Here is an 18,228-nt window from a genome sequence, read left to right as displayed (position 1 = left end):
GAAAGGATGATAAACAACAAGGACGTATCCCGATGAAACAGTCTCGCATGCTGTTGATTGCCCTCGCCCCCTTCGCCTGCTGGGGGGCCACGGCCGAAGAGGAGGCCCTGCAACAACAGCTGGATCTCCTGCGCCAGCAACTGATCCAGCAAAACCAGGCCCTCCATCAGCTCCAGGCCCGCCTGGAGGCCGTCAAGGCCGCCGGTGCCACGACGGCAACCGCCGGAGCCGGGGCCGCCGTCGCCTCCACCCAGCAGGACGCCTCACGGCGCACGCCGGAAGTCGGCCGCAGTACCGAAGACCTGATGATCGAACAGCACAATGTGTTCGACCGAGCCCTGACCGTCGATGTGGGCCTCTCCTACCAGCACTACAACCGCAAGGATCTCGCCCTGCGCGGCTTCCTCGCCCTGGACGCCATCTTCCTTGGCGAAATCAACCTGGATCGGGTGCGCTCCGATCAGTGGACGGCGGATGTCATCACCCGCTACACCCTCAACGATCGCTGGCAACTGGAGCTGGCACTCCCCTACATGTTCCGCAACACCAACTACCAGAGCACCGGCAAGGAGAACTCCAGCCGCGACTTCGAGGAGCAGAGCGTCAGCGATGGCGGTCTGGGGGATCTCAGCCTCGCCATCTACTACAGGGTCATGGCAGAGAGCGAGGATTGGCCGGATCTGGTGTGGAACTTCCGGGCCAAGGCGCCGACCGGCAAGGATCCTTACGGCATCGAGATCAACACCTCGGAATCGGGCAACCTGGTGACCCCCAAGGAGCTCGCCACCGGCAATGGGCTTTGGCAGCTCTCCACCGGCTTCTCTCTGGTCAAGACCATGGATCCCGCCATCCTGTTTGCCAGCCTCAACTATGGCCACAGCCTCACGCAGGACTTTGACGATATCTCCTACCAGCCCGGCAACCAGCCCGGCAGCATCCAGCTGGGGGATTGGTATGAATATGGCCTGGGGGTCGCATTCGCCCTCAACGAACGCTTCAGCCTCTCCTTCAACATCAACCAGCGCGTCACCATGGAGTCCGAGCAGGGGTCCGAAGGCTTTGCCATGGAGAAGGTCACCGGCTCCGATGCCAACGCCGCCAGCTTTGGCATGGGGTCGACCTGGGCCATCACCGACAACCTCTCCATGGCGGTCAACTGGTCTGCCGGGCTCACCACGGATGCACCGGACTACACCATCGGGATCCGCTTCCCCTACCGCTTCTAGCCCCGTGCCCGGGCAGGTTGACGACAAAAAACGAGGGAGGCATAACGCCTCCCTCTTCTTGTTGTCGCCAGTCTGCCTGGCGGGCCACCTTGTCATCACACCCCCAGGCGATCGCGCAGGGTGTACCAGGCGGCGCCGGCGGCGGTGAAGGGGATGCGCAGCAGGCGGCCACCCGGGAAGGGGTAGTGCGGCAGCCTGGCGAACGCATCGAAGCGCTCCGCCTGACCGCTCAGCACCTCGGAGAGCAGCTTGCCCGCCAGATGGGTACAGGTGACGCCGTGGCCGCTGTAGCCCTGCATGTAGTAGATGTTGTGACCGATGCGGCCAAACTGCGGCAGGCGCGACAGGGTGAGCAGGAAGTTGCCGGTCCAGGTGTACTCCACCTTGACGTCTTTGAGCTGGGGGAAGGTCTTGCGCATCTTGGGGATGATCAGCCGCTCGATATCCGCCGGATCCCGCGCCCCGTAGACCACGCCGCCGCCATAGATGAGCCGGTGATCGCCGGAGGTGCGGTAGTAGTCGAGCAGGTAGTTGCAATCCTCCAGGCAGTAGTTTTGCGGCAGCAGTGAGCGGGCCCGCTCCTCCCCCAGCACCTCGGTGGCGATCACCTGGGTGCCGCAGGGCATGCTCTTGCCGGCGAGCTCGGGCACCAGGTTGCCGAGATAGGCGTTGCCGGCCACCACCACGAAGCGCGCCTTCACTGCCCCCTTGGCGGTCTTGACCAGGGCGGGTTGACCCGGGGTGATGCTGGTGACGGCGGACTGCTCGAAGATAAGCCCCCCCTGCATGCGGATGGCTTCCGCCTCCCCCAGCGCCAGGTTGAGGGGATGGATATGGCCGCCGCTCTTGTCCAGCAGGGCGCCGACGTAACGATCGCTCGCGACCACCTGGCGCACCCCGTCGGCATCGAGCAGCTCCAGCTGGTCGTTGCCCCACTTCTCCCAGCGCGCCTTCTGCGCCTTGAGTTCGTGAAGCTGCTTCTCGGTCTCGGCGGCGAACACCCCGCCCTCCTGCAGATCGCACTGGATGTTGTAGCGTTTGATCCGCTCGCGGATGATCTGGCCCCCCTCAAACAACATGGAGCCGAGCAGCCTGGCCTGATCCGGCGGGCAGTTCGCTTCGATGGTGTCGATGTCGCGGCTGTAGGAGTTGACGATCTGGCCGCCGTTGCGACCGCTGGCGCCAAAGCCGACCCTGGCCGCCTCCAGCACCACCACCTTGTACCCCTTCTCCACCAGATGCAGGGCACTGGAGAGGCCGGTGTAGCCTGCGCCTATGACGCAGACGTCGCACTCCAGCTGCTCGGTGAGCGTGGGATAGGGCGCGTGTTTGTTGGCACTGGCTGCGTAGTAACTCTTTACATGTTCGGTCATGATCCCTGTTTCCTTACCGGTTCGTTTCCAACACAACGGGTTGTTCACATTAAAAGCTGGCCGGGGTGTGGGCGCTGACGATGCGGCAGACCTGCCCCGAGGGATTGCTGAAACTGTGGGGCTCGCCGGTGTCGATGACATAGCTGTCCCCGGCGCACAGTTCATAGGTCTGGCCGGCCAGGGTCAGCAGCACCGACCCTTCCAGCACGGTGCCCACCTCCTCCCCCTGATGCTTCACCACGCCGCCGGTGTCGGTGCCGGGGGCATAGGTCTCCAGCATGAAGCCGAGCTGGCGCCGATTGTTGCCGTTGTGCACCAGCTTCATGGAGACCCCCTGGCTGCCGAGCTCGATGAGCTGCTCCGCCTTGATCACCACGCTGGGCGTGCTCGCCACCTCCTCTTCGGCGAAGAAGCGCGACAACGGCAGCTCGTAGACGCTCAGCAGCTTTTGCAGGGAGGCCACCGAGGGGCTCACCTTGTTCTGCTCTATCATGCAGATGGCGCCGTGGGTCAGGCCGCTCAGCTCCGCCACCCGGCGCTGGGAGAGCCCGAGCTCCCTGCGGATCCGGGCGAGCCGCTCCCCCATGTTTCTCTCGTGCTCCGCCAGAGGGTTGTCCGTCATGGTCCGCCACCGGACCTCGCCACGGGATTGCTCCATCGCCCACCTCCTTCCATGGTCATTCGAATACCTGGGGCCGACTGGTCAATATAGTGAGTCAGGCACGTCAGCCCCGTTCACTATCCTGCACAACCCAGAGCGTTCATTATTTTGCACACCCTGCGCAATGAAAACCGCTACAATCGCGCTCACAGCCCCATTTCTAGCATGTGACGCCCAGTTCACTCAAATATATTTAACACTTGAAAAACATTTCGGCTCATTTTATGGTCGTTACGTGCTTATTATTCTATACGGCGGTGCCCACATAAACGCGCCACCCAGACCCACTATCGAGGCCCCTTACTTATGTCAGCATCACAACCTGCTCTCTCCCTGATCAAATCCCTGGCCTATGTCGACGGCCGCTGGTGCGAGTCCCTGGGCGGGCGCCGGTTCGAGGTCCTGAACCCGGCCACCGGCCAGGTCATCACCCAGGTGCCCGACATGGACGGGGAGGATACCCGCCTCGCCATCGCGGCCGCCCACGCGGCGCAACCCGCCTGGGCGGCCCTCACCGCCAAGGAGCGCAGCAGCAAACTCTACGCCTGGTTCGAGCGCATCATGGCCAACCAGGAGGAGCTCGCCCGTATCATGACCTGCGAGCAGGGCAAGCCGCTGGCGGAAGCCAAAGGAGAGGTGGCCTACGGCGCCAGCTTCATCCAGTGGTTCGCGGAAGAGGGCAAGCGTGCCTATGGCCGCACCATCCCCGGCTTCTCCGCCGATCGGCGCCTGGCCACCATCAAGCAGCCGGTGGGGGTCGTGGCCGCCATCACCCCCTGGAACTTCCCCATCGCCATGATCACCCGCAAGGCGGGTCCGGCGCTGGCCGCCGGTTGTACCATCGTCATCAAGCCCGCCGCCGAAACGCCCCTCTGCGCCCTGGCACTGGCGGTACTGGCGGAGCAGGCGGGCATTCCCGCCGGGGTCATCAACATCGTCACCTCCCATCAGGCGAGCGCGGTGGGCAACGAGCTGTGCAGCAACCCCGTGGTGCGCAAGCTCTCCTTCACCGGCTCCACCCGCATCGGCAAACTGCTGATGCGCCAGTGCGCCGACACCATGAAGCGCCTCTCCCTGGAGCTGGGCGGCAACGCCCCCTTCATCGTCTTTGACGACGCCGACCTCGACGCCGCCGTGGCCGGGGCCCTGGCGTCCAAATACCGCAACGCCGGCCAGACCTGCGTCTGCGCCAACCGCATCCTGGTGCAGGCCAGCGTCTATGACGCCTTCGCCGAGAAGCTCGCCGCCGCGGTCAAGGCCTTCAAGGTGGGGGACGGCATGGGCGAGGGCGTCCAGATCGGGCCCCTCATCAACCCGGCCGCCGCCAGCAAGGTGGCCGAGCTGGTGCAGCAATCGGTCGCCGCCGGTGCCCGGGTGCTGGTGGGGGGCGACGCCCACCCCGCCGGTCCCCTCTTCTATCACCCCACCATCCTGACCGGGGTCACCCGGGGCAACCCCATTCTGGACGAGGAGATCTTCGGGCCCGTCGCCCCTCTGGTGCGCTTCGAGACGGAAGCCGAGGCCATTGCGCTTGCCAACGACACCCCCTATGGCCTGGCCGCCTACTTCTATGGCCGCGACATCGCCCGGGTGTGGCGAGTGGCCGAGGGGCTCGAATACGGCATGGTGGGGATCAACGAGGGGATCATCTCCACCGAGCTGGCCCCCTTTGGCGGGATCAAGGAGTCGGGGCTGGGCCGGGAAGGGGCGGCCGAAGGGCTGGAGGAGTACCTGGAGACCAAATACCTCTGCTTTGGCGGCATTCGCTGAGGGAAATGAAAGGGCAATCGCATCGTTAAAACAGATGCGTTATGACGCAGCCTATCGCTTTTACAGATAGAAAGAGGGGGTCGCCGGTCACGACCGAGCGCCTTGTGGGCCCTGAGGGCACGCCCGGGGCCCCCTTTTGCGAACAGGCCGCCCTGCCCGAGGGCAGTTGGCGGCACACATATGGCCAGATGGCACAGGAACAGCGGGGGCCCATGCCCCTCAGGGAGGAAAGATGAGTCATTCAAGCAACAACCAGCAGTGGCAGGCCCGCCGCGAAGCGGCCGTGGTCCAGGGGGTCGGCACCCTGCTGCCGGTCTTCATCGACCGGGCGCACAACGCCGAGCTGTGGGACGTGGAGGGCAACCGCTACATCGACTTTGCCTCCGGCATCGCCGTGCTCAACACCGGCCACAACCACCCCAAGGTGGTGGCGGCGGTGCGCGAGCAGCTCGAGAAGTTCAGCCACACCTGCTTCCAGGTCACCCCCTACCCCGGCTATATCGAGCTGGCGGAAAAATTGAATGCCCTGGTGCCCGGCCCCACCCCCAAGCGCACCCTCTTCCTCTCCACCGGCGCCGAGGCGGTGGAGAACGCCATCAAGATCGCCCGCGCCCACACCGGTCGCAGCGGTACCATCGCCTTCAAAGGGGGCTTCCACGGCCGCACCATGATGGGCATGGCCCTCACCGGCAAGGTGGTGCCCTACAAGACCGGCTTCGGCCCCTTCCCGGGCGAGGTCTATCACCTCCCCTTCCCCGCCGACTACCTGGGAGTGAGTGAAGACGATGCCCTGGCCGCGCTGGATCTCTGCTTCAGCGCCGACATCGAACCCACCCGGGTGGCCGCCATCATCATCGAGCCGGTGCAGGGGGAAGGGGGCTTCTACCCCGCCTCCGCCAGCTTCATGCAGCGCCTGCGCCAGGTGTGCGACCAGCACGGCATCCTGCTCATCTGCGACGAGATCCAGACCGGTTTCTGTCGCACCGGCAAGACCTTCGCCACCGAATACAGCGGTGTCGAACCCGACATCATGACGCTGGCCAAGAGCCTGGCCGGCGGCTTCCCGCTCTCTGCCGTGGTGGGCAAGAGCGAGGTGATGAACGCCGCCAAGCCCGGTGGCCTGGGGGGCACCTATGCGGGCTCCCCCATCGCCTGCGCCGCCGCCCTGGCGGTGCTGGAGGTGATCGAGGAGGAGCGCCTGAACCAGAAGGCCCTGGCCCAGGGGGAGCAGATCAAGGCACGCCTGCACCAGCTGGCGACACGGTTTGACTGCATCGGCAACATCCGCGGCCCCGGCGCCATGGTGGCCATGGAGCTGGTGAAGGAGGGAGATGCCGCCAGACCGGACCCGGATCTCACCAAGCGGCTGGTGGCCGAGGCGGGCAAGCGGGGGCTGGTGCTGCTGGCCTGCGGCGTGCGTGGCAACGTGATCCGTTTCCTCGCCCCCCTGACCGCCCCGGCGGCCATCGTCGACGAGGGGCTCGACCTGCTGGAGCAGGCCCTGTCCGCCTCCCTGGCCTGATCCGGAAGACAGCGTTCGCCCACGTGCAAAAAAATGCGTTTTTGCTCCCTTGATATGCTTGTCAAGGGGGCATCACGAATGCACAATGCGCCGCCGTATTCAAGGACCGTCCGCTCATCGGAGCCCGGTTCTTTTTTTGCGCCAAACAAATCCATAACGAGGCCGGAACAGACCGGAAATGATAACGAGGTGGCACGCCATCTCACGACACCCGCTTCTTAGTGAGGAACTCCATGGGGCATATCATCGCTTTCCTGCCGGCCCGCGCCGGTCTGCGCCATCCGTCCGCATCCCGGACTGGCGCCCCCACCGTGCAGGATGACCTCACCGTCAGCCTGATCCCGTCAGCCAGCCTGCGGGGGATCGCCTGATGCACCCGCACCCCGCCGGTCTGAAAAAAAGCCTGAAACTCTGGCACGTGGTCATCATGGGGCTGGCCTATCTCACCCCCATGGCGGTGTTCGACACCTTCGGCATCGTCACCGAGATCACCGAAGGCCATGTGCCGACCGCCTACCTGCTCGCCCTCATCGGCATGCTGTTCACCGCCATGAGCTACGGCCACCTGGTGCGCAAGTTCCCCTCGGCAGGCTCCGCCTACACCTATGCCCAGAAGGTGTTCCACCCCTATGTGGGCTTCATGGTGGGCTGGGTCTCCCTGCTCGACTACATGTTCATGCCCATGATCAACATGCTGCTGGCCAAGATCTACATGGAGGCCCTCTTCCCCGGCGTGGCCCCCTGGACCTACATCCTGGCCCTGGCCGCCGTCATGACTTTCCTGAACCTGCGGGGCATCAAGCTGGTGGCGAACTTCAACAGCCTGATCGTCATCATGCAGTTCAGCATCATCGCCGTCTTCATCGGCCTCATCGCCTGGGGCGTGAGCCACGGCGAGGGGCTCGGCACGGTGGCGAGCAGCCGCCCCTTCTTCTCCGAGCAGATGCACATCAATCCCCTGCTGACCGGCGCCTCCATCCTCTGCCTGTCGTTCCTCGGGTTTGACGCCATCACCACCCTGTCGGAGGAGACCCCGAACGCGGATCGGGTGATCCCCCGGGCCATCGTGCTCACCGCCCTCATCGGCGGCGTGCTCTTCATCTCCGTCTCCTACTTCCTGCAGCTCTTCTTCCCGGACATCTCCCGCTTCCAGCAGCCGGATGCGGTGCTGCCGGAGATCGCCCTCTATGTGGGTGGCAAGCTGTTCCAGGCGGTGGTGCTGGTCTGCACCACGGTGGCGGTGCTCGCCTCGGGGCTCGCCTCCCACGCCGGGGTGTCGCGCCTGCTCTATGTGATGGGCCGGGATCGCGCCCTGCCGAGCCGCGTCTTCGGCTACATCCACCCCACCTGGCAGACCCCGGCTCTCAACGTGCTGCTGGTGGGCATGCTGGCCCTCTCGGCGGTGGCCTTCGATCTGGAGATGGCGCTGGCGCTCATCAACTTCGGCGCCCTGGTGGCCTTCACCTTCGTCAACCTGGCGGTGATTGCCCACTTCTATCTCAGGCTGGGTCACAACAAGACCCTGAAGGATCACCTGCTGTTCCTCGCCCTGCCTCTGTGCGGCGCCGCCTGCATCGGGGTGCTCTGGCTCAACCTGGAGCCCGCCTCCTTCGAGCTGGGGCTGATCTGGGCCGCCCTCGGCGCCATCTACCTGCTGCTGCGCCTCACCGTGTTCCGGGTCCGCCTCGGCCGCCCCGAGCAGGACGCCTCCTGAGCAAAACCGGCGCCCCCAGGGCGCCGGTTTCACATGGCGGCAAAGCAGGGTCCCGCCTGATGACAAGGTTGTCATCGACTTTCCGGCAGCGGTGGCGAAGTGATCGCTCACGGGGGGAACAAATTCCCCGCTGGCGGCCTTTTTCGCTTGTCTCCTCCCCCCCCTGAGGGCACAATACGGCGCCCCTTGAGAGCCGATGTTTCAACAACATCGGTTCTTTGCTTTTCTGGGGCACACCACCATTCACCAAGAGGCCGGCCATGTGCCGGAATTGATACCCAGATTGCCAAGCAATCTCCCGACGTTGTGAGGAAAAACATGGGGCATTTCACTGCTTTCCTGCCGGTCCCCGCCGGCGTGCGCCACGCATCTGTGCCACAGATGGGCGCCCCCTGTGTCCAGCGACGCGTTCCCGCGTCCCTGATCCCGTCCCATCTCGCCCACGGGGCCTGTGCAGAGGAGAAAGCGTGATGGCCGGTGCCAAGCTGCTCAAGACCCTCACCCTGTTCCAGGTCGTGGTGATGGGTCTGGCTTACCTCACGCCCATGGCGGTATTCGATACCTTCGCCATCGTCGGTGACATCACGGATGGTCGCGTGGCCACCGCCTACCTGCTGGCGCTCGGCGGCATCCTGCTGACCGCGTTCAGCTACGGCCACCTGGTGCGCCGCTTCCCGTCTGCAGGCTCCGCCTACACCTATGCCCAGAAGGTGTTCCACCCCTATGTGGGCTTCATGGTGGGCTGGTCTTCCCTGCTGGACTACATGTTCATGCCGATGATCAACATCCTGCTGGCCAAGATCTACCTGACCGCCATGTTCCCCACCGTGGAGCCCTGGATCTTCATCTTCGGTCTGGTGACCGTGATGACCTTCCTGAACCTACGCGGCATCAAGCTGGTGGCGAACCTCAACGGCTTCATCGTCTTCATCCAGATCGCCATCATCGTCACCTTCCTCGGCCTCATCGCCTGGGGCCTGAGTCACGGTGAAGGGGCCGGCACCCTGATGAGCAGCCGTCCGTTCCATGTGGAGTCTGCCAGCATGCTGCCGCTGTTCACCGGCGCCACCATCCTCTGCTTCTCGTTCCTGGGCTTCGACGGCCTGAGCTCTCTCTCCGAAGAGACCCCGAATGCCGGCAAGGTGATCCCCCGTGCCATCGTGCTGACGGCCCTCATCGGCGGCATCATCTTCGTCACCGTCTCCTACAGCCTGCAGCTCTTCTTCCCGGATCTGGCCCGCTTCAAGGAGCCGGACGCCGTGCTGCCGGAGATCGCCCTCTACGTGGGTGGCACCCTGTTCCAGAGCGTGGTGCTGGTGTGCACCACCGCTGCCGTGCTCGCCTCCGGCATGGCGGCCCACGCCGGCGTGTCGCGCATCCTCTACGTGATGGGGCGCGATCGCATGATCCCGGAGCGGGTGTTCGGCTATATCCACCCCACCTGGCGCACCCCGGCCATCAACGTGCTGCTGGTGGGGGCCCTGGCCCTCTCCGCGGTCTCCTTCGATCTGGACATGGCCCTGGCCTTGGTGAACTTCGGCGCCCTGGTGGCCTTCACCTTCGTCAACCTCTCGGTGATCGGCCAGTTCTGGGTGCGCGAGAAGCGCAACAAGAGCTTCAAGGAGCACCTGCTGTTCCTGGTGCTGCCGCTGCTGGGGGCCGCCACCATCGGCGCCCTCTGGATCAACCTGGAGCAGAGCTCCCTGGAGCTTGGCCTCATCTGGGCGGGGATCGGGGTCACCTACCTCTTCCTGCGCCTCGCCGTGTTCCGCATCCCCTTCCGTCAGTACGAGGAAGCGGCCGACGGCCAGTAAGGCGGCACACACGCCCAAACAGAAGGGGAGCCCATGGCTCCCCTTCTTGCATTCAGACGTCCGGTGCGAGGACCCTCACCCCTGATTGAGCACGGCCGTGGCGGCCGCCTTGACCGGATCCCTGGCCACGGCGTTGACATCCTTGCGGGTCTGGTTGACCTTGTCCTGCGCCTGCTTCACGCCGGCACTCTGCTTGTTCAGGGCCGCATTGGTGTGCTGCCTGGTCTCTTTCAGTCCCGCCGTCTTCTTGTCCAGCACGTCCGTGGTGTGTTTCTTCACCTCGGCATTGGCCTTCTCCTTCTGCTGGCGCACCAGCTTGTCGGCATCGCAGTTGCCCTTGACCCCCAGGGTGGCATTCATCGCCTCGTTCCTGACCGCCTTGTCGAGGTTGCACTCGGACTTGAACACGCTGGCCTGCGCACCGGCAGACAGCAGACCCAGGGAGAGGCACAAAACCCATGCACGCATCATCACTTCCTCAGTTTCAAGACAGGAAAGTCCGGCAGCATATAACCCTGGGATCCCAGTGCAAGGGCGGGGGCCGGTGATGAGCCGGATGGCGCCATATCGGCGTTTGCTCCGACACCTTTTGTCTGCGACGCCCCCTGCCGCCCTGTCACCAAAGCATCATAAAAGTGTCACGTTGTCATATTTCTGTCATGGAGCCTTGTTGTAATGCGCCCGTCCAATTCAACGCAGAACGACCCCAAGAGGCCATATGCACAGCACCGCATCTTCCGCACCCCAGCAGATCCGTCGTCCCGGCCCCCTGTTCAACTGGCTCGCGGTGATCACGCTGATCTATCTGATCCTGGTCGCCGTTGGCGCCGTCTCCCACGGCTTCAAGGGCTTCTCCGGCGGCGCCGAGGGCGCGGCCCAGATCTTCGCCTTCGCCAACAACCCCTTCGTCGCGCTGCTGCTCGGTATCCTGGCCACCGCCCTGGTGCAATCCTCCAGCACCGTCACCTCGGTGATCGTCGGCCTGGTGGCGGGCGGCCTGCCCATGAGCATGGCCATCCCCATGGTGATGGGGGCCAACCTCGGTACCACCATCACCAACACCATCGTCTCCCTGGGGCACATCCGGGACAGAGGCGAGTTTCGCCGCGCCTTCGCCGCCGCCACCGTGCACGACTTCTTCAACCTGCTGGCCGTCTTCATCTTCCTGCCGCTGGAATTGATGTTCGGTCTGCTGCAAAAGAGTGCCGAGTGGCTGTCCGGTCTGCTGATGGGCTCCGCCGACATGTCCATGAAGGGCATGGACTTCATGAAGCCCATCATCTCCCCCTCCCTGGATCTCATCGACAGCGCCGTCGCCTTCCTGCCGGGCAAGGGCCCCGCCATCGCCACCATCGTCATCGGGATTCTGCTCATCCTCGGCTGCGTCACCGCCCTTGGCAAGGTGCTGCAACAGGTCATGGTGGGCCGTGCCAAGGAGCTGCTGCACAAGGCGCTGGGCCGTGGTCCCCTGACCGGCATCGCCTCCGGCACCCTGGTGACCGTCATGGTACAGTCCTCCTCCACCACCACCAGCCTGATGATCCCGCTGGCGGGCGGCGGCGTGTTCAACACCCGTCAGCTCTACCCCTTCACCCTGGGGGCCAACATCGGCACCACCATCACGGCCCTGCTGGCGGCCACCGCCATCAGCGGCGCCGGCGCCCAGCTGGCCTTGACCATCGCCTTCGTGCATGTGCTGTTCAACGTCTTCGCCGTGGCGCTCATCTATGGCGTGCCCTTCCTGCGGGAATTGCCCATCAAGGCCGCCGAAACCCTGGCCCGGGTCGGCAGCGAGAACAAGCTGCTGGCGCTGGGTTACGTGGCCGGGCTCTTCTTCGCCCTGCCCGCCCTGATGATGGTGGCCGTCAAGTAAATCCGAACCGGGGGCATCATGCCCCCGGTGCCTTGCCCGTCCGGTCACATCCTCCGGCATCCCCCCTCGCCCTCCCTCCCCGGCTGGGATAAGATGCCCCTTCATTGCACTCTGATTTCAAGGAACAGGAAAACCCGATGAAATTCATTCTGATAGCCCTTCTTATCGCCGGCGCCGCCTACTACTTCTACTCCAGCAGCAACAACCGGAAGCTGGCGGAAGAGAACGTGCGCAAGGGGGCCGAGTTCCTCGCCAGCAACCAGGAAAAACCCCTGGTGACCACCACCGCCTCCGGCCTGCAGTACGAAGTGCTGACCCCGGGCACCGGCACCGTTCACCCCACCGCCACCAGCAAGGTGAAGGTGCACTACGAGGGCAAGCTGCTGGACGGCACCGTGTTCGACAGCTCCGTCGCCCGTGGCGAACCCATCGAGTTCGGCCTCAACCAGGTGATCAAGGGTTGGACCGAAGGGGTGCAACTGATGGTGGAAGGGGAGAAGACCCGCTTCTACATCCCCGCCAACCTGGCCTATGGCGATCGCGCCGCCGGCAAGATCCCGCCGGGCTCAGTCCTCATCTTCGACGTGGAGCTGCTGGGCATTCAATAAACCCGCCCTGGGCCCGCGTTGATCTTGGCGGTGGCGCTGCGGGGCATCCCCTCAGAGGCCACGTCCGACGGACCCTGATCACAACGCCGGCGCACTGCGCCGGCGTTGTCGTTTCTGCCCCGGTCTCCCTCGCCCTGATGCCAGACTATCAACCAAAAGTGAAGAGTGCTTATCCTTAAAGCCTGATTGTTAACCCATCAATAGGGGCAGATAATGACCACATCGTCAGCGGCATGTCGCCCTGGCCTCGGGTTGTCGGTGCGCCGCGCGCATCGGCACAACGCATATGGAGTCTGTCATGTCTATCGCCCCTGTCTGGTTCATCTCCCACGGCGCCCCGGATCTGGTCCTGCGCGATCAGCCCGCGACCCGGTTCCTGAAGCAACTGCGCCTCGAGGGTGCCAGAGGGCTGGTGGTGATCTCGGCCCACTGGTTCAGCCGAAGCGAGCTGCAGATCAACGTCGAGCCCAGCCCGGCCCTGATGTACGACTTCTACGGCTTCCCCGAGCCCCTCTACCAGATCCGCTGGCCCGCGACGAGCCCGCAATGGTTGCAGGAAGCGGTGAGCGATCAGCTGCTGCTGGCCGGTCTGCCTGCTACCCCGGTGCGCCGCGAGCTGGATCACGGAGTCTGGTCCCCCCTCTCCCTGATGGATCCGGACAGTGAACTCCCCCTAGTGCAGATCGCCATCCCGGCCAGCTTCACCCCGGCCCAGCTGTGGCAACTGGGGGAGGCATTGCAGGGGCTGCGCGAGCAAGGGATCGGCATCCTCGCCTCCGGCGCCATCACCCACAACCTGCGCGCCCTCGGGCCGGACGGCTCGCCGGTTCCCCAGTGGGCGAGCCAGTTTGCCCGCTGGCTGGAGCAGACCATGGCAGAGGGAGACAGGGGGGCGCTGGAAGATTACCGGGCCCGGGCGCCGGGCGCGGTGGAATCCCATCCCCACGACGATCACCTGCGCCCCCTGTTTGTGGCGCTCGGCGCGGCGGGGGCCGACAGACCCCGAAAGCTGCACGAGAGCTGGGATTACGGCAGCCTCTACATGGGGGCCTACCAGTTCGGTTGAGGGCGGGGCGGCCAGGCCGCCCTGCTTGACGTGCTCTCGCCGACGCGCGTGGAGAAATAGCGGACTCGTTATAGCCATTTTCCGGTAGAATGGCCGCCATTGGATGAGGCTTGGCAGGGATGGCTGTCGCGTCGGGTGGCTAGATGAACCTATATCGAACACTGATCCTGCTCTGTCTGCTCTGCCTTCAACCTGTGCAGGCCCTGACCCTGCATAGCCGCTACGATCCCGCCCCGCTGCCTCCCCGCTGGTCGGAGGCGGAGCTCGGATGGCTGCGCCAGCAGTCCCAACTGCGGGTCGGCATCCTGCAAGAGGACTACCGCCCCTTCACCATGATCGCTCGCCAGCGCGTCGAGGGGCTCAGTGCCGACTACATCGACCTGCTGGCCCGGATGCTGGACAAACCCGTTGCCCTGAGCGCCTTCCCCGACAAGGCGCACCTGCTCCGTGCCCTGGCACGGGGGGAGATACACCTCGCCAGCCTCGGCAATCTCACCCTGGCGGACAGTGACACCCGGGCGATCCGCCTGAGCAACCCCTATTTCAGCAGCCCCCTCGTCTTCTCCGTGCCCAGACGTTATCGGGGGGCCCTGCTCACACCGGGACAGCGGGTAGCCGCCGTCCGGGATCAGATAGACAGGGCACGCTTTGGCCGCTACTACCCCACTCTCACCCTGGTGACCTATCCCTCCAACATGGAGGCGTTCGATGCGGTCTTCTTCGGCCGCGACGACATCCTGCTGGGGGATGCCCACGCCACCCACTACCTCAACAGCGAGCGCTTCGACAACCTTCGCCAGCGGGGCGAGGCCCCGCCCGAACTGGCGCCTGCCGAGTTCCGCTTTGCCGTCCCGGCCACCGAGCCCGCCCTGCTCAGCCTGGTCAACCGGGGGTTGGCGGCCATCGACGACCGGGCGCGCAACACCCTCTTCACCCAGTGGAACGGGCCCATCCGCGACATGAGCGAGCGAAGCGCCGATCTCTATGATGCCGCCGAGCGGGCCTGGATGCGGCAAGCGCCCCCCATCAGGGTGTGGCTGATGGACAACCTCTACCCCTATGGCGCCCTGGATCATGACGGCCAGCTGGTCGGCATGACGGTGGACATGCTGGACAAGATCCGCACACGCACCGGCCTCACCTTCGAGTTCGTGCGGGCAGACACTGAGCGTCAGCTGGCAAAAGCCATGCAGTCAGGCGCCATCGACCTCATCGGCGCCATCTCCCAGCAGGTGGCTGAACACTACGGGCTGCGCACCTCGGTGCCCTACGCCACCGACAACATCTATGTGATCCTCACCCGCCAGGAGGAACAAGGGATCGACACCCTCCGGAGTCTGGCGGGCAAGACGGTGGCGATGACGCGCCATGTGCCCCTCGCACAGAGACTGGAGGGCAGCCGCATTACCGAGGTGGAGAGCGCAGCAGAGGCAATGGAAGTGCTCGCCCAGGGACGGGTGGATGCCGCCATCGTGCCCCTCTATTTTGCCCGCCATGCGCTGGACAATGATCCCCAGAGCCCGCTGCGCATCGCCGGCCCCGCCGATGACGAGCCAATCCGGATGGGGTTTGCCAGCCTGCCCGGACAGGGGATGCTGATGGGGATCCTCGACAAGACCATCCTCGCCATCCCCCCCAACGAGCTCGCCATGATGAGTTACGAGTGGCGCAATCGCAAACTGCCGGTGCCCGGCTTCATGGATCGCCACGCCCACATCGTCTATCTGGTGTTCGTGGGGCTCCTCACCCTGGCGCTGGTGCTGCTCTATCGCAACCGCATGTTCAAGCGGATGGCCAGCGCCGAGCAGGCTTCCCGCCAGCAACTGGAGGCCCATGTCAGGTTCATCCGGGCACTGGGGGAGAGCCTGCCCCACCCCATCGTCGTGCGGGACAAGAGCGGCAAGGTGCTGCTGTGCAACAGCAAATACCTGACCCAGCTCGGCGCCGAGCCAAAGGCCATCCTGGGTCAGCCCTTCGCCCAGGGGCTGTCAGGGGTGCTCGATGCAGGCAGCATCGCCGTGCTGGAGCAGGACTTTGCCAGGGTATTGCAGGAGGGGCAGCCCATCTTTGCGGATCGCCTCTTCCATCACAGGGGAACCCAGAGCGACATCTATCACTGGATGGTGCCCTATTTCGACGGGGAGGGGGCCATCAGCGGGGTGATCGACGGCTGGATAGACATCACGGACCGCAAGCGGCTGGAAGAGGCGCTGCGCGAGGCCAAACAGCAGGCCGACAGCGCCAGCCGCGCCAAGAGCGACTTCCTCGCCACCATGAGCCACGAGATCCGCACCCCCATGAACGCCATCCTCGGCATGCTGGAGCTGGCCACCGAGGATCCCGCTCTCAGCCGTCACAGCGGCGAGCTGCTGCGCATCGCCGCCGACTCCGCCAACGGTCTGCTGGATCTGCTGGGGGACAGCCTGGATATCGCCTCCATAGAGGCGGGCCAGATGACCCTGACTCCCACCCCCTGCGATCTCGCGCCCCTGCTCTCGTCCGTCACCCGGGTCTTTGCGGGCATGGCCGAGCAGAAGGGACTGATCTATGAGGTCAGGCTACCCTACACCCCCATGCCGAGGGTGCTGATCGATCCCCTTCGCCTGCGCCAGATCCTCTTCAATCTCATCGGCAACGCCATCAAGTTCACCGAGCAGGGCCGGGTCGCCATCACCGCCACCCTGACCGGGGGCGAGCAGCCTCCTGTGCTGCACCTCACCATCACCGACACCGGAGCCGGCATTCCCGCGGACAAGCTGCCCAGGCTCTTCACCCCCTTCTATCGCGCCCACGGCCAGGGCCAGTTCCCCGGCAGCGGGCTGGGCCTCAATATCGCCCGCATCCTGTGCCAGATGATGGGGGGGGAGATAGCCGTTCACAGCCAGGTCGGCGAGGGCACCCGGCTCGAGATAAGACTGCCCCTCACGCTCGCCCAGCAACCCCCCGCCCCGATCACGGCAATGCCGGCGCCCCAGCCCCACCAGGCTCAACCCCTCCCCCATCGGCTGCATATCCTGGTGGTCGATGACAATCACGCCAACCAGATCCTGCTGCGCCAGCAGCTCAAGCACCTGGGACACGACGTCAGTGTGCGCAGCAATGGCCTGGAGGCCCTGCGCGCCCTCGCCAGCCACCCCTTCGATCTGGTCATCACCGACTGCCAGATGCCGGTGATGGACGGCTTCGAGCTGACCCGCAACCTGCGTGCTCTCGGCCATGACCTGCCCGTCTGGGGCTTCACCGCCCATGCCCAGCCTCGCGAGCGGGAGCTTTGCCTCGCCGCTGGCATGAACGACTGCCTGTTCAAGCCCATCGGCCTCGCCCGTCTGCGCGCGGCGTTGGCCACCCTGGGGCCTGCGCCCTGAGAACCCCCAGCCTTTCCTCCCGTCATGTCGCAAGGGCTCGGCTGAGAGTGCGTTGGCATTTGCGGCATAAAGGGTCGCCCACAGAGACAAAAGACAACGTGGACCAGCCATGGATACAAGGCCGGTGGCAGTTCGAGCCCCATAAAAAAAACCGACACCAGGGTGTCGGTTTTTTTTATATCGGGAGGTGCGCCCTGCCTGTCACGCCAGTCTGGCGCCGGGTGAAACGGGCGTCACGGGGAGGATCAGTAGAAGATCCGCTCCCCTCGCTCGCTCATCTTGAGCCAGACCGGCTTGGTGCTGGTCTTGCTCCAGATGCGGTGCAGGTAGCTGTAGAAACGGGCGCGATCCCGGCGAAACAGCATCACCGGGAAGGCGAGCAGACCCGCCATCAGGACGAAGATGCGGCGAAGGATTATCTGAGTCAGGGAGAAGGGATGAAACATGATGTAACGCCTCACTGGTAAGACCACTGAACAAAGATTACGCCAATCATTGTAGGATTACTACACCGACAGCGCCATTTTTTGATAAAAAATGGGGCTAAAAGCCTAAAAATGAAACCGGGTTACATTCTTTAACTAAAAAACAACAAAGGTGGCAAAACGCGGCCCCTGTTCCAGAGTTAACGAGGACTGGACCAGAACGGGGGAACACAGGATGAAACTTGCAGATGCGGCGCTGCTGGGGGCATTGGGCGTGCTCGCCTGGAGCCAGTGGCAGGAGTGGCGGCTCAATCGTGACGATGCCATCGACATCCCCTATCACGGGGTCCCCACCGCCAGCCTGTGGCAATGCGGTCTGCTGATAAAGGAGATGGCCGCGCTGGCAGAACAGGGGGGCGAAGAGAGGTCCGGATCCAGGGGCGAGGCATTGGCCGAGATGGATCAGCATCTGCACAAGACGTGGCAACGGGAGGGTTGTTCACGGCTGACTGACATGCAATGAAGCATCATCCTGGGCCGCAATGGCGGATGGGCAACGTCAGTGACGTGGAAAACAGGGAGAAGATGGAGGCACGTTCCGGAGTCGAACCGGACTAAACGGATTTGCAATCCGCTGCATAACCGCTTTGCTAACGCGCCATGCTGACAAGGCATTGCCTTGAGAGTGATGTCCATGGTTGGTGCCATGGAATATTGGAGCGGGAAACGAGACTCGAACTCGCGACCCCGACCTTGGCAAGGTCGTGCTCTACCAACTGAGCTATTCCCGCATGACTGCTTGCGTGCCAGT

General features: G+C 64.4%; 15 protein-coding genes and 2 tRNA genes. 11 read left to right on the top strand and 6 right to left on the bottom strand.

Annotation, left to right across the window (positions count from 1 at the left end; genetic code table 11):
* The first annotated feature begins 32 nt into the window (after positions 1-32).
* Positions 33-1,226 carry a transporter gene (locus AB5Y53_RS14105; RefSeq protein WP_368182334.1) on the top strand — a complete coding sequence of 398 codons (1,194 nt, stop codon included), beginning with the start codon at positions 33-35 and terminating at the stop codon, positions 1,224-1,226.
* Positions 1,227-1,321: 95 nt separating this feature from the next.
* Here the strand turns inward: AB5Y53_RS14105 and AB5Y53_RS14100 are convergent, their stop codons facing one another.
* Both AB5Y53_RS14100 and puuR read right to left on the bottom strand, forming a co-directional pair.
* Positions 1,322-2,599, bottom strand: a complete 1,278-nt coding sequence (locus tag AB5Y53_RS14100) for an FAD-binding oxidoreductase (RefSeq protein WP_201969924.1) — start codon at positions 2,597-2,599, stop codon at positions 1,322-1,324.
* A gap of 49 nt (positions 2,600-2,648) precedes the next feature.
* Entirely contained in the window at positions 2,649-3,257 is a 609-nt protein-coding gene (gene puuR / locus AB5Y53_RS14095; RefSeq protein WP_029314011.1) for an HTH-type transcriptional regulator PuuR, read from the bottom strand.
* Positions 3,258-3,566: 309 nt separating this feature from the next.
* On the opposite strand from puuR, the gene AB5Y53_RS14090 reads away from it, so the two are divergent.
* From AB5Y53_RS14090 to AB5Y53_RS14070, 5 genes are all read left to right on the top strand, one after another.
* On the top strand, positions 3,567-5,030 hold the full coding sequence (locus AB5Y53_RS14090; protein ID WP_010673552.1) for an NAD-dependent succinate-semialdehyde dehydrogenase: 1,464 nt from the start codon (positions 3,567-3,569) through the stop codon (positions 5,028-5,030).
* A 232-nt stretch (positions 5,031-5,262) separates the two neighbouring features.
* Positions 5,263-6,552 carry a 4-aminobutyrate--2-oxoglutarate transaminase gene (gene gabT, locus AB5Y53_RS14085; RefSeq protein ID WP_010673550.1) on the top strand — a complete coding sequence of 430 codons (1,290 nt, stop codon included), beginning with the start codon at positions 5,263-5,265 and terminating at the stop codon, positions 6,550-6,552.
* Positions 6,553-6,785: 233 nt separating this feature from the next.
* Positions 6,786-6,923, top strand: a complete 138-nt coding sequence (locus AB5Y53_RS14080; protein WP_164882979.1) for a hypothetical protein — start codon at positions 6,786-6,788, stop codon at positions 6,921-6,923.
* A complete protein-coding gene (locus AB5Y53_RS14075) occupies positions 6,923-8,266 on the top strand; it encodes an APC family permease (protein ID WP_041214747.1) in 1,344 nt (447 codons plus the stop codon). Before AB5Y53_RS14080 ends, AB5Y53_RS14075 begins: the two co-directional genes overlap by 1 nt.
* Positions 8,267-8,736: 470 nt before the next feature.
* Positions 8,737-10,080 (top strand): APC family permease, encoded by a 1,344-nt coding sequence (locus tag AB5Y53_RS14070; protein WP_319900537.1) that lies wholly within the window; start codon positions 8,737-8,739, stop codon positions 10,078-10,080.
* Positions 10,081-10,155: 75 nt separating this feature from the next.
* On the opposite strand, the gene AB5Y53_RS14065 is transcribed toward AB5Y53_RS14070, so the two are convergent.
* Positions 10,156-10,548: a hypothetical protein gene (locus AB5Y53_RS14065; RefSeq protein WP_043155836.1), complete on the bottom strand. Its 393-nt coding sequence runs from the start codon at positions 10,546-10,548 to the stop codon at positions 10,156-10,158.
* A 250-nt stretch (positions 10,549-10,798) separates the two neighbouring features.
* On the opposite strand from AB5Y53_RS14065, the gene AB5Y53_RS14060 reads away from it, so the two are divergent.
* The 4 genes from AB5Y53_RS14060 (at position 10,799) to AB5Y53_RS14045 (ending at position 16,992) form a co-directional block, all read left to right on the top strand.
* Positions 10,799-11,953, top strand: coding sequence for a Na/Pi symporter (locus tag AB5Y53_RS14060; RefSeq protein ID WP_368182333.1), 1,155 nt, complete (start codon positions 10,799-10,801; stop codon positions 11,951-11,953).
* Positions 11,954-12,090: 137 nt separating this feature from the next.
* Complete coding sequence (locus tag AB5Y53_RS14055; RefSeq protein WP_010673545.1) at positions 12,091-12,561, top strand: FKBP-type peptidyl-prolyl cis-trans isomerase; 471 nt, start codon at positions 12,091-12,093, stop codon at positions 12,559-12,561.
* A 298-nt stretch (positions 12,562-12,859) separates the two neighbouring features.
* Positions 12,860-13,627: a class III extradiol ring-cleavage dioxygenase gene (locus AB5Y53_RS14050; RefSeq protein WP_109422600.1), complete on the top strand. Its 768-nt coding sequence runs from the start codon at positions 12,860-12,862 to the stop codon at positions 13,625-13,627.
* A 143-nt stretch (positions 13,628-13,770) separates the two neighbouring features.
* On the top strand, positions 13,771-16,992 hold the full coding sequence (locus tag AB5Y53_RS14045; RefSeq protein ID WP_368182332.1) for a transporter substrate-binding domain-containing protein: 3,222 nt from the start codon (positions 13,771-13,773) through the stop codon (positions 16,990-16,992).
* A gap of 245 nt (positions 16,993-17,237) precedes the next feature.
* Here the strand turns inward: AB5Y53_RS14045 and AB5Y53_RS14040 are convergent, their stop codons facing one another.
* Entirely contained in the window at positions 17,238-17,438 is a 201-nt protein-coding gene (locus AB5Y53_RS14040; RefSeq protein ID WP_010673543.1) for a YbfA family protein, read from the bottom strand.
* A 214-nt stretch (positions 17,439-17,652) separates the two neighbouring features.
* Here AB5Y53_RS14040 and AB5Y53_RS14035 point away from each other — a divergent pair, with 214 nt between their 5' ends.
* On the top strand, positions 17,653-17,940 hold the full coding sequence (locus AB5Y53_RS14035; RefSeq protein WP_010673542.1) for a hypothetical protein: 288 nt from the start codon (positions 17,653-17,655) through the stop codon (positions 17,938-17,940).
* A gap of 63 nt (positions 17,941-18,003) precedes the next feature.
* Here the strand turns inward: AB5Y53_RS14035 and AB5Y53_RS14030 are convergent.
* Together AB5Y53_RS14030 and AB5Y53_RS14025 are read right to left on the bottom strand one after the other, a co-directional pair.
* Positions 18,004-18,077: transfer RNA gene (locus AB5Y53_RS14030), tRNA-Cys, on the bottom strand.
* Positions 18,078-18,132: 55 nt separating this feature from the next.
* Positions 18,133-18,208, bottom strand: a tRNA-Gly gene (locus AB5Y53_RS14025).
* Between the last annotated feature and the right edge of the window lie 20 nt (positions 18,209-18,228).

This window comes from Aeromonas sp. R7-5 (assembly GCF_040908015.1).
Lineage (GTDB): Bacteria > Pseudomonadota > Gammaproteobacteria > Enterobacterales > Aeromonadaceae > Aeromonas > Aeromonas caviae.
This window is presented reverse-complemented; position numbering and strand designations above follow the sequence as displayed.